The organism is Sphingomonas sp. GC_Shp_5, assembly GCF_026540855.1.
Taxonomy (GTDB): Bacteria; Pseudomonadota; Alphaproteobacteria; order Sphingomonadales; family Sphingomonadaceae; genus Sphingomonas.
Window position 1 is genome coordinate 1 of record NZ_JALNUP010000047.1, and the last position, 10877, is coordinate 10877.

The 10877-nt window shown below is 69.4% G+C and carries 11 protein-coding genes and 1 pseudogene; 1 reads left to right on the forward strand and 11 read right to left on the reverse strand.

Features of this window, described 5'->3' with window-relative positions:
* The first annotated feature begins 164 nt into the window (after window positions 1-164).
* A complete protein-coding gene (locus OXR60_RS19390) occupies window positions 165-299 on the forward strand; it encodes an entericidin A/B family lipoprotein (protein ID WP_267397691.1) in 135 nt (44 codons plus the stop codon).
* Between the two features lie 111 nt (window positions 300-410).
* On the opposite strand, the gene tatC is transcribed toward OXR60_RS19390, so the two are convergent.
* The 11 genes and pseudogenes from tatC to OXR60_RS19445 form a co-directional block, all read right to left on the reverse strand.
* A complete protein-coding gene (gene tatC, locus OXR60_RS19395) occupies window positions 411-1190 on the reverse strand; it encodes a twin-arginine translocase subunit TatC (RefSeq protein ID WP_267397693.1) in 780 nt (259 codons plus the stop codon).
* Window positions 1187-1633, reverse strand: coding sequence for a Sec-independent protein translocase protein TatB (gene tatB / locus OXR60_RS19400; RefSeq protein WP_267397694.1), 447 nt, complete (start codon window positions 1631-1633; stop codon window positions 1187-1189). The genes tatC and tatB overlap by 4 nt, the downstream gene beginning before the upstream one ends.
* Window positions 1634-1661: 28 nt before the next feature.
* On the reverse strand, window positions 1662-1898 hold the full coding sequence (locus OXR60_RS19405) for a Sec-independent protein translocase subunit TatA (RefSeq protein ID WP_267397696.1): 237 nt from the start codon (window positions 1896-1898) through the stop codon (window positions 1662-1664).
* A gap of 27 nt (window positions 1899-1925) precedes the next feature.
* On the reverse strand, window positions 1926-2513 hold the full coding sequence (scpB, locus tag OXR60_RS19410; protein WP_267397697.1) for an SMC-Scp complex subunit ScpB: 588 nt from the start codon (window positions 2511-2513) through the stop codon (window positions 1926-1928).
* Window positions 2510-3238 carry a ScpA family protein gene (locus tag OXR60_RS19415; RefSeq protein ID WP_267397699.1) on the reverse strand — a complete coding sequence of 243 codons (729 nt, stop codon included), beginning with the start codon at window positions 3236-3238 and terminating at the stop codon, window positions 2510-2512. The genes scpB and OXR60_RS19415 overlap by 4 nt, the downstream gene beginning before the upstream one ends.
* Before the next feature lie 85 nt (window positions 3239-3323).
* Window positions 3324-4325 carry a glycoside hydrolase family 3 N-terminal domain-containing protein gene (locus OXR60_RS19420; protein ID WP_267397700.1) on the reverse strand — a complete coding sequence of 334 codons (1002 nt, stop codon included), beginning with the start codon at window positions 4323-4325 and terminating at the stop codon, window positions 3324-3326.
* 80 nt (window positions 4326-4405) lie between these two features.
* Window positions 4406-5125: an SPOR domain-containing protein gene (locus OXR60_RS19425; protein ID WP_267397701.1), complete on the reverse strand. Its 720-nt coding sequence runs from the start codon at window positions 5123-5125 to the stop codon at window positions 4406-4408.
* On the reverse strand, window positions 5125-6849 hold the full coding sequence (argS, locus tag OXR60_RS19430) for an arginine--tRNA ligase (protein WP_267397703.1): 1725 nt from the start codon (window positions 6847-6849) through the stop codon (window positions 5125-5127). The genes OXR60_RS19425 and argS overlap by 1 nt, the downstream gene beginning before the upstream one ends.
* A gap of 254 nt (window positions 6850-7103) precedes the next feature.
* Window positions 7104-8270 (reverse strand): deoxyguanosinetriphosphate triphosphohydrolase, encoded by a 1167-nt coding sequence (locus OXR60_RS19435; RefSeq protein ID WP_267397705.1) that lies wholly within the window; start codon window positions 8268-8270, stop codon window positions 7104-7106.
* Complete coding sequence (locus OXR60_RS19440; protein ID WP_267397706.1) at window positions 8267-10309, reverse strand: SPOR domain-containing protein; 2043 nt, start codon at window positions 10307-10309, stop codon at window positions 8267-8269. The genes OXR60_RS19435 and OXR60_RS19440 overlap by 4 nt, the downstream gene beginning before the upstream one ends.
* 162 nt (window positions 10310-10471) lie before the next feature.
* A pseudogene (locus tag OXR60_RS19445) lies at window positions 10472-10877 on the reverse strand (cell division protein FtsZ); the annotation flags it as partial.

Here is a 10877-nt window from a genome sequence, read left to right on the forward strand (position 1 = left end):
AGATGTGTATAAGAGACAGGCTTCCGGGCCTTAATCATTCCTCCGCGTTTACTCTCCCCGCAACTTACGGTGCGATGCGGCAAAAACCGGTTGCGCGGCCGGAACGAAATCGCTGCCCCGATCATTCCCATTGACGGCATTCATGCTCGTTCAGGAGGAATCTCATGCGTAAATTTGTTGGTCTGGCACTGGTCGCCGGCGCGCTCATGGTCAGCGCGTGCAACACCGTCAAGGGTGCAGGCCGCGACGTCAGCTCGGCAGGCGACGCGGTCGCTGGTGCGGCTGAAGGCGCCAAGTAAGCTGTTACCCGGCTGAACGAAAAAGCCCTCGCTTCCACCGGAAGCGAGGGCTTTTTTGTGCCCGATGGCCTGGCCAGCCGGCAGCGCCTGCCCGCCAATCGCGCGCCGGCGTCAGACGTCGGCGGTCTCGACCAGCGCGGCTTCCCGGGCGCGCTTGCGCTCGGTGAACCAGATCCCGATCAGCGCGGCCTCGTAGAGGATGCACAGCGGGATCGCGAGCAGCAGCTGCGAGCCGACGTCGGGCGGCGTCAGTACCGCCGAGATCGCGAAGGCGGCAACGATCGAGTAGCGGCGCGCGCCGATCAGCTGCTGGCGGGTGACGATCCCGGCCCGCTCGAGCAGCATCAGCAACACCGGCAGCAGGAAGGCGATGCCGAAGCCAAACAGGAATTGCATGATGAAGCGCAGATATTCGGCAATGTCAGGCAGCGCCTGGCGCTTCACGCCGCCGACCATGCCCGAATAACCAAGCAGGAAGTGCAGCGCCATCGGCACCGCGACGAAATAGGCCATCGATGCGCCGGCGATGAACAGCACCGGTGTCGCGAGCAGGAACGGCAGCAGCGCCCGCTTTTCCTTGCGGTAGAGCCCTGGCGCGATGAACCGCCACAATTGGTTGGCGATCACCGGGAAGCTCAGCATCATCGCTGCGAAGAACGCGAGCTTCACCTCGGTGAAGAAACCGCCATAGACGGTGGTGAAGATCACTTCCTTCTGCCCGGCGTTGGACAGCGGCCTCAGCAGGAAAGCGAAGATCGGCTCGACGAAATACATCGCCACGCCGAAGCAGACGACGACCGACACGATGCAATAGAGCAGCCGCCGGCGTAGCTCGACCAGATGTTCGAGCAACGGCGCACGGCTGGCGTCGATCTCGGCGTCGTCGCTCATGAGGGCGCCCCTTCAGGCTTGGGCGCAGCATGATCGGCCGGCGCGGCGGTCACCACCGGCTTCTCGACCATGATCGGCTGATCGGCATGCTGGTCGGCCTGATCGGCCCGATGATCGGTTTCGTGACCGGCATGCTGATCGGCCAGCACCGGGGTCTCGCCCACGGCAGGCTCGCCGTCCGCTGGCACTGCGACGTCGGCTGCAGGCGCCGCATGCTCGCGCATGATCCGCTCATTCTCTGCCGCCCAGCGCTTTTCCATCTCTTCGAGTTCAGCCTCGCGCACCATGTTGTCGAAGCCTTCGCGAAACTGGCGCGCGACGCCGCGCGCCTTGCCGACCCAATAGCCGACGACCCGCATCGCCTTGGGCAGGTCCTTGGGTCCGATCACGACCAGCGCGACGAGCGCCACCACGAGGAATTCGGACGAATCGATACCGAACATGAGCGCCTAGCGTCGGAGCAGAAGGGACTTAGCGGTCGTCGCGCACGCGCTCGCCATCACGGTCGAACGCAGGCTCGGCGGACTTCTGCGCCTCGATGCGCGCCGATGGCTTGCGATCCTCGGCGTCTTCCTCGGCCATGCCCTTCTTGAAGTTCTTCACACCCTTGGCGACATCGCCCATCAGGTTCGAGAAACGACCGCCGCCAAGCAACAAGATGGCCACGACGGCAAGCACGAGAAGGTGAATCGGGCTGAAGCTGCCCATGGCATGTCTCCTGAAACGAATGTCTATCTAGTCCGTTTCGGCCGCCTTGGCCACCTCCAAAGCCGTGTCCGCCTCCATCATCGCCAGATCCACCGGGTCGAGCAGCCCGGCAGCCTTGAGGTCGGCGATCCCGGGCAGATCGCGCCGGCTTTCCAGCCCGAAATGGGCAAGGAACCCGGGCGTGGTCGCGAACATCAGCGGCCGTCCGGGCACCTCGCGGCGGCCGGCGGGGCGCACCCAGCCGGCCTCCATCAGCACGTCGAGCGTGCCCTTGCTGATCTGCACCCCGCGGATCGCCTCGATCTCGGCGCGGGTGACAGGCTCGTGATAGGCGATGATCGCCAGCGTCTCGATCCCGGCGCGGCTGAGCTTGCGCGGTTCCTCGCGATCACGGCGCAGCAGGTGCGCCATGTTCGCCGCCGTCTCGAAATGCCAGCGGTCGCCACGGCGGACGATGCCGATGCCGCGTCCGGCATAATCGCCGGTCAGCCGCGCCAAGGCCGCGCGCACGTCGCCCTCGCCGGCATGCGCGCGGATCGCTTCCACCGTCAGCGGCTCGGCGGCCGCGAACAGCACCGCCTCCACCGCGCGGACGAACTCGTCGGGTGGCGTCACCGCAACGCTCGCACATACAGCGGCGCGAACGGCGATTGCTGGCGCAATTCCACCCGGCCCTGCTTCGCGAGCTCCAGCGCCGCCAGGAACGATGAGGCCAGCGCCGATTTGCGCAACCGGTCCGATCCGTCCGGCAAGAAGCTCTCGATCGTGCTCCAGTCGATCCGCGCACCGATCAGCGCCGAGATCCGCTCCAACGCCGCCTCCAGCGTCACCACTTCGCGATCGGCAACGACATGCATCACCGGCCTCGTCCGCGCGCTGATCCGGCCGTAGGCGGCGATCAGATCATAGATCTCCGCCTGCCACTGTGCCTTGCGCACCGTCCGCAACCCCCGAGGCGCATCGCGCACGAACACGTCGCGCCCCAGCCGGTCGCGCGCCATCAGCCGCGCGCCGGCCTCGCGCATCGCGCCGAGCCGCTCGAGCCGCAGTTGCAGGCGCAGCGCCAGCTCCTCGGGGCTCGGCTCCTGCTCGGGATCACGCGGCAGCAACAGCGCCGATTTGAGATAGGCCAGCCACGCCGCCATCACCAGATAATCGGCGGCGATCTCCAGCCGCAGCGCCTGCGCCCGCTCGATGAAGCCGAGATATTGCTCCACCAGCGCCAGGATCGAGATCGCGCGCAAATCCACCTTCTGCGATCGCGCCAGCGCAAGCAGCAGGTCGAGCGGCCCTTCCCATCCCTCGATGTCGAGCGTCAGCGTGTCGGCGTCACTGGCCATACGGCGTGTGTAGGGCGATCAGCCGATGATGGGCAACGGCATCGCTTGCCGCCCGCCACCACCATCCCTCTTTACTTATGCGGGTTCACGCCAGCAGCAGGATTTGATCCCGCCGCGCGATCAGCCCGTCGAACTCACCGTGCGGCGCCCCGCGGCCGGCCATTGCCCGCTCCAGCCGCGCGCGCGCCGCAGCGCTGATCTCGCCCAGTCGGCCGGCGATCTCGACCATCTCGTCCATCCGCGCCCAGCAGTCGAGCACCAGGTCGCAGCCGGCGGCGATCGCCGCGGCGGCCTTGTCCCCCGCGGTCCCGCTCAGCGCCTTCATGTCGATGTCGTCGGTCATCAGCAGCCCGTCGAAGCCGATCTGGCCGCGAATCACCTGCTCGATGACGATCGGCGACAGCGTCGCCGGCCGCTCGGCGTCCCAGGCCTGGAACACGATGTGCGAGGTCATCCCCATCGACGCGTGGGCAAGGGTGCGGAACGGTTCGACATCCACCTCGAGGTCGGCGGCAGCCGCGGTGACGGTCGGCAGGTCGTAATGGCTGTCGAGCTGCGAGCGGCCATGCCCGGGCATGTGCTTGACGACGCCGATCACGCCGCCCGCCGCCAGCCCTTCGAGCATCGCCCGCCCCAGCGCCGCGACCTGCATCGGCTCGCTGCCATAGGCGCGGCAGGCGACCGCCTCGGTGGTGTCGGGTTGGACGACGTCGAGCAGCGGCGCGCAATTCACGGTGATGCCGACCTCGCTCAGCATCAGCCCCAGCGCCTGGCCATTGGCGCGCATCGCCTGGATCGCCGACATCGGCGCCTGCTTGTAGAGTTCGTCGAACGCCGGCCCTGCCGGGAACGCTGGCCATGCCGGCGGCCCCATCCGCGCCACCCGGCCGCCTTCCTGGTCGATCAGGATCGGCAGCTCGTCACGCCCGCTCAGCGCGCGCAGCGAATCGGTTAGCGCCCTGACCTGGCCGCGATCCTGGATGTTGCGCTTGAACAGGATGTAGCCCGCAGGCTCCACCGCGGCGAAGAAGGCGCGTTCCGCTGGCGTAAGCGCAAGGCCCGAGAGGCCGAAGATGACTGGCTTCATGCCGCCTGGCCTAGCCTAGTCGGGCGGCGCGGCCAAACATCCTCTATCCTGATGCTCGCTACGCCGCCCAATGGCGCGGTTCAGCTCGCGACGAAGCAGCTTTCGCCCGCCACCCGCAGCCGCCCGCAGATATCGGCAGCCTGGTTGGCGCTGCCGGCATTGACCCGCAGGCGATACAGCGTCCGCCCGCCGGTCGCGACCGGCTGGACCGATTTGCCGAGCGGCGCGAGATAGCTGAAGCGCTTGGCGAAGCCGTTCCAGGCCGCATTGGCGACCGTCTCGCTCGGATAGGCGCCGAGCTGGACCAGCGCGCCGCCACCCGCGACCGTGGCGGCGCGGTTGTGCGCCACCGCCACCGGTGCGGTGGCGACCAGGCGACCGCCCGATGCGGGCACCTGGGCAACCGCGTTGCTGCCTCCCGTGCCCGCCGGCTTGGCACCTGGCGTCACCCGGTGGCCGTCGACCGGCTTCTCGGGCACCGCGTTGAGATCGATCGCGCCATTGCCCGCCTTGCCGGCGCTGGTCGCGATCGCGGCGTCGCCTTCGCCCTTCACCTTGAGGCCGCCGGGATCGTCGGGCTTGACCTTATAGTCGCCGTCCTGCGCGGCGATGATCTCACCGTCCGCAACCTTGTGGGTCTGCAGCTTGTAGATGCCGAACACGATTGCGGCGAGCACGGCGAGGCCGACCACGACCAGCGCGATCACCTTGCCAATCGGCGGGCCTTCGTCCTCGTCCGGCTCGACGGTCTCGAGCCAGGGCAGCCGGTCCTCTTCGCGCAGATCCAGTCCCTCGGCCATCACTTCATCTCCGACACCGCTACCACGCCCATGATAGCGAGCCCGTTATGAATAATCTGCGCAACGGCCGACGCCAAGAACAGACGTGCGCGAGTCGCCTCGGCATCGTCGACCACCAGGAAGCGCCGGTCCGGGCGGTCGTTGCCGACGTTCCACAAGGCATGGAAGGCGGCAGCCAAGTCGTAGAGATAAAACGCAATCCGGTGCGGCTCGCTCGCCGTCGCGGCGGTCTCGACCACCCGCGGAAATTGCGCCGCGAGCTTCACCAGCGCGAGCTCTTCCGTATCAAGGCGGGACAGGTCGGCCGCCCCCGCCGCGATCCCCGCCTCGGCGGTGCGCCGGTGCAGCGAGGCTACCCGCGCATGCGCATATTGCACGTAGAACACCGGATTGTCCTTCGAGGCCTCCACCACCTTGGCGAAATCGAAGTCCATCTGCGCATCCGAGCGGCGGGTGAGCATGGTGAAGCGCACCACGTCCTTGCCGACCTCGCGGACGACATCGGCGAGCGTCACGAAATTGCCCGCGCGCTTGGACATCTTGACCGGCTCGCCGCCGCGCAGCAGCCGCACCATCTGGACGAGCTTGACGTCGAACCGGGTCTTGCCGCCGGTCAGCGCCGCCACCGCGGCGACGATCCGCTTGACGGTGCCGGCATGGTCGGCGCCCCAGATGTCGATCAGCTGGTCGGCGGTCTGGCTCTTCTGGAAATGATAAGCGAGATCGGCGCCGAAATAGGTCCACTGGCCGTTCGACTTCTTGATCGGCCGGTCCTGGTCGTCGCCGAACGCGGTGGAGCGGAATAGCGGCAGCTCCACCGGCTCCCAGTCGTCGGGCGTCTCGCCCTTTGGCGCCTCGAGCACGCCGTCATAGATCAGCCCGCGCGCGCGCAGCTCGGCCTCCGCCGCCTCGGGCTTGCCCTCGGCCTGCAGCTCGGCCTCGGACGAGAACAGATCGTGATGGATGCCGAGCAGCGCGAGATCACTGCGGATCATCACCATCATCGCCGCCACGGCGCGGGTGCGGAACAGCGCCAGCCATTCGGCCTCGGGCGCGTCGACGTAGCGATCCCCAAATTCAGCGGCGAGGGCCTGCCCCACCGGCACCAGATAGTCGCCCGGATACAGCCCCTCGGGGATCGCGATCGTCTCGCCGAGCGCCTCGCGGTAGCGCAGGTGCACCGAGCGCGCGAGCACGTCGACCTGGCCGCCGGCATCGTTGACATAATATTCGCGGATCACGGTGTGGCCGGCGAATTCGAGCAGGCTCGCCAGCGCATCGCCCACCACCGCGCCGCGGCAATGGCCCATGTGCATCGGCCCGGTCGGGTTGGCGGAGACATATTCGATGTTGACGGTCACCCCCGCGCCCTGTGTCGAGCGGCCGTAATCGGCGCCCGCCGCCTCGATCGCGGTCAACTCTGCGCGCCACGCGTCGTCGGTGAGGCGCAGGTTGATGAACCCCGGCCCGGCGACGCTGACCTCGGCGACCTCGTCGAGCTTGCGCAATTCGGCCGACAGCGCCTCGGCCAGCGCGCGCGGGTTGGTCCCGGCCGGCTTGGCGAGCACCATCGCGGCATTGGTGGCAAGATCGCCATGGCTGGTATCGCGCGGCGGCTCCACCGTCACGTTCTTGCGGTCCAGCCCCTCGGGGAGCGAACCGGCAGCGACCAAGGCGTCGAGCGCCGCATCCAGATGCGCGGCGAAGCGGGTATAAAGCGTCATCGGGCGGCCCTAGCCCAAGGGGCGGCAGGGTGCAAAAGCCGTGCTGTCGCTCGTGAGCTCCACCACCTCACCTCGTTCGCGTCGAAATTGTCGAAGCACGGTGAGACTCCCGCCCGCCGCCAAGCGCCGGGGCGAATCGGATCCCGCCCACATCTCACCCCGTTCGTGCTGAGCCTGTCGAAGCACCGTCGGACACATGCCCTTCGACAAGCTCAGGGCGAACGGACGGGGGTAGAACGCACCGTCCTGCGGCCTCAGAACCCCTCGGGCAGATCGATCGGACCCACCAGCTCGCGATAGCGCGCCACCGCGAACCTGTCGGTCATCCCGGCGATGAAGTCGGCGATATGGCGGCTTCGCCCGGGCTCGTCGCGGGGTACCTCGTCGCACCAGTCGCCGGTCATCGCACCCGGGTCCGCGCCATAGGCCGCGAACAGCCCAGTGACGATGCCATGCGCCGCATCTGCCGCGGCGAGCTGGCGCGGGTGGTGGTAGAGATTGGCATACATGAAGCGCTTGAGGTCGCGCTCCTGCTCGCGCATCGCCGGCGAGAAGCCGCACAGCGCATGGCCCGCCGCGCGCACGTCCTCGGCGCTGGTCACGCCCGCCGCGGCCACCCGCCGCTGCGTTTCCCCGATCAGGTCGTTGACCATCACCCCGATCTGGCTGCGCACCAGCTCGCTCGCCAGCCGCTTGGGAGCGACATCGGGAAACCGCGCGCGGGCCACATCCCAGCCGGCGGCGACGATCGGCACGCTGAGCAATTGTTCGAGCGTCAGCAGCCCCGCCCGCAGCCCGTCGTCAATGTCGTGATTGTCGTAGGCGATGTCGTCGGCGATCGCGGCGACCTGCGCCTCCAGGCTCGAATGGCCGAGCAGATCGAGCGGCAGCGCCGCATCCGCCGCCGCCAGCGCCCAGCCGGGATGGCGCACCGGGCCGTTATGCTTGGCGAGGCCTTCGAGCGTTTCCCAGCTGAGATTGAGCCCGTTCCACAGCGGATATGGTCGCTCGATCTCCATCAGCGTACGCAGCGTATGGCCATTGTGGTCGAACCCGCCGGCGCCCGCGAGCGCCGCCTTCAGCGCATCCTCGCCGGCATGGCCGAACGGCGGGTGGCCGATGTCGTGCGCCAGGCACAGCGCCTCGGTGAGATCCTCGTTGAGCCCCAGCACCCGCGCGATCGTCCGGCCGATCTGCGCCACCTCGAGGCTATGGGTCAGCCGCACGCGGAAATGGTCGCCGTCCGGCGCCATGAACACCTGCGTCTTGTGACGCAGCCGGCGGAAGCTGATCGAGTGGATGATCCGGTCGCGATCGCGCTGGAAGGCGTCGCGCGGCCCCCGCGTGGACCCGTTCTGTTCTTCGTGGAGGCGACCTCTGCTGCGCGCCGGGTCCGAAGCCCAGGGCGCAGCAGCGCTCATTTGGCGGGCAATCGCTTGACCGGCTGGCCGGCGTCGCTGGTGAAGGAGAAGGACGACACTCCCGCCTTGGTCAGCTGGTTGACGAAGGCGCGCGCCTCGGCATCGGTCTTGAACGGACCCGCGAGCACGCGATTGGTCGCGCGCAGCGGCGTCGTCCAGCCCTGGCGACCGGCAAAGGCCGTCGGCGCCTTGGCCTTTACCGAGGCCCATGCCTTGGGCAGATCGCCTTCATAGGCGCCGCCGGCGACCTGCACCCAGATCCGCTCGGGGTTGGCGCGCGCAAGCTTGCGCTCCTCGGCTTCTTCCTTGGCGGCCGCCGCCTTTTCCTCGTCGGCTTCCTTCTTGGCCGCCAGCGCCTTCTTGTCCGCCACCGACTTGCGGTCGGCCGCACGCTTCGCCGCGGCGTTCTTGGCGGCAAGCGCCTTTTCGGCGAGCGCATCGCGCGCTTCCTTGGCCTTGGCCTCGGCGAGCACCCGCGCGGCATCGTCCGTCGGCGCCGGTGCCGGGGCCGCCGCCCTCACCGGCTCGCCGACGCCGAGCTCGGATGCCGGGATCGACAGCCCGGCGATGATCCGCGCCAGCACCAGATTCTCGGTGTCGCGCACCGCGGCCGCATGCTCGGCCGGCGACGGCGTGGTGTCGGTCGCAACCGGCGGCAGGGCAGCCGGCGTCGATGCCATCACCGATGCCGGCGCGGCCGCCGGCGTGTTGGCCGCCACCGTCGGCGCCGGCACGACCGTGGCGGCGGTGCTCGGCGACGACCCCGCGATCCCACCGTTCTGGCTTGCCACCACCGCTGGCCGCGTCGGCACGGCACTCGGCTGCACGGCCGCAACCGCGGGCGGCCGGCTGAAGGTCACCGCCGGCGTCGGCTGGCTGCTCGCCACCATCGCGACCTGCGGGCTCGGCGTCGGCACCCGCGCTTGTGTCGTCGTTGATGGTGATGTGGTCGTCACCGTCGTGGTCGTCGTCGCCGCCATCTGTGGCGGCAGCGGCTGGACCATCAGCGGCGCGCTGGCGCTCGCCGCGGGCCGGGTCTCGCGAACGGCAGCGGGCGCCGGCAACGGCTGCACCTGCGCCAGCACCGGCGGCGGGGTCGCAACCGACTGCGTGGGCGCCGTCTGCACGGGCGTCGTCTGGGCCGGAGTCGTCGCGGCGAGCGCCGTCCGGCCGGGCCGGGCGCGGCCACGACGGTCCTTCTTGCCTGTCGCGGGGGCCACGGCGGTGGTGGCGGCGAGCAAGACCGGCTGCGGCTCCGGCGCGAGCGCAGCCAGCGGCGGCACCAGCCGCGCGTCGGCGAGCCGCTCCGGGGTGGAATGGACCTCGCCGAAATGCACCGCAAAGGCACGGTCGGTCGCGGGCAGCGACGGCAGCCGTTGGAAGAACGGCTGCAGCCCCCCGGCCATGCCCGGCGGCAGCATGGTGGTGGCGATCTTCTCCGCACCCGCCGTATCGCCGCCCATCGCCAGCACGAAGGCGCGGATCCGCCAGGCGCTGCGATCGCTGCCGCGCAACAACGGGTCGAGCTGTTCCAGCGCCGCATCGCGCTTGCCCGAGATGCCGAGCGACAGCGCGTAGCGCTTCGTGATCTCGGCATCCGGCCCGGCCTTCAGCGCCAGTCGGTAGTCGCGCTGGGCGCGCTCCTGCTCGCCGATCAGGTCATAGGCGAGGCCGCGGTCGGCGGCAAAGGCGCTCGGCGCCAGCCCCGCGGCCTCGGCCTGAGCGAAATAGCGCAGCGCCTCGCCGGGGCGCTCGGAGCGCACCAGGATCGATCCCTGCCCCGCCTTGATCCCCGCATTGCCCGGCGACACCTTCTCCGCCCGCGCGAATAGCGATGCCGCGCCGCTCAGATCGCCCAGCCCCAGCGACAGCTCGCCCGCCGAGATCAGCGCGTTCACGTCGCGCGGGTTCACCGCCAGCGCGCGCATCTGCTCGGCCAGCCGGTCGGCATCGGTGGTGCCGGGCAGCGGCTGCACCATCGCCTGGGCGAGGAGTGGCGCCGGAGCGAGGGCGAGAAAGACCGGGATCAAGAAGCGCATGGGGACCGGCGACATAGAAACGAGCCCGCCTGAACCGGCAATGTCCGGCCGGCGATCACGCGGTGAATGGAGGCGCGGCAACGACGAACATGCCGCCGCCGGCACACTCCGGGCCGAACCGACCTCGCCCCGGCCACAAGGGCCGGGGCGACGGGCTGGTGCTTACTGGTTGTTCTGGCGATGCAGGAAGCGCGGGATGTCGAGCGGCTCCTTGCCGTCGCCCTCGCCGTCCTCGCGCGCCGCGCCGCGGGCGGCGTTGGACATCCGCTCGAACAGCGTGCCACCGAGCTTGACGCGTGGCTGCGCCACCGGCTCGGCCGCGGGGGCCTCGTTGCCCGGCGCAAGCCAGCGGCGCCGCGCGCCACCCTCGTCGGCCGCGGGGGTCGGCACCGGCCGTGCTGCTGCCGCGGGCTGGCCGGCGCTGGCAAACGGCTTGGGCTGCTGCGGCACCATCGTCTCGGCACCGAGCACCAATTCGTCGTCGGCGGCGGCGCCATGACCGGCATTGGGCTGGATCTCGTCCGCGGCCGACAGGTCGAACGGCTCGACCTCGGGCTGCGGCGCCGCA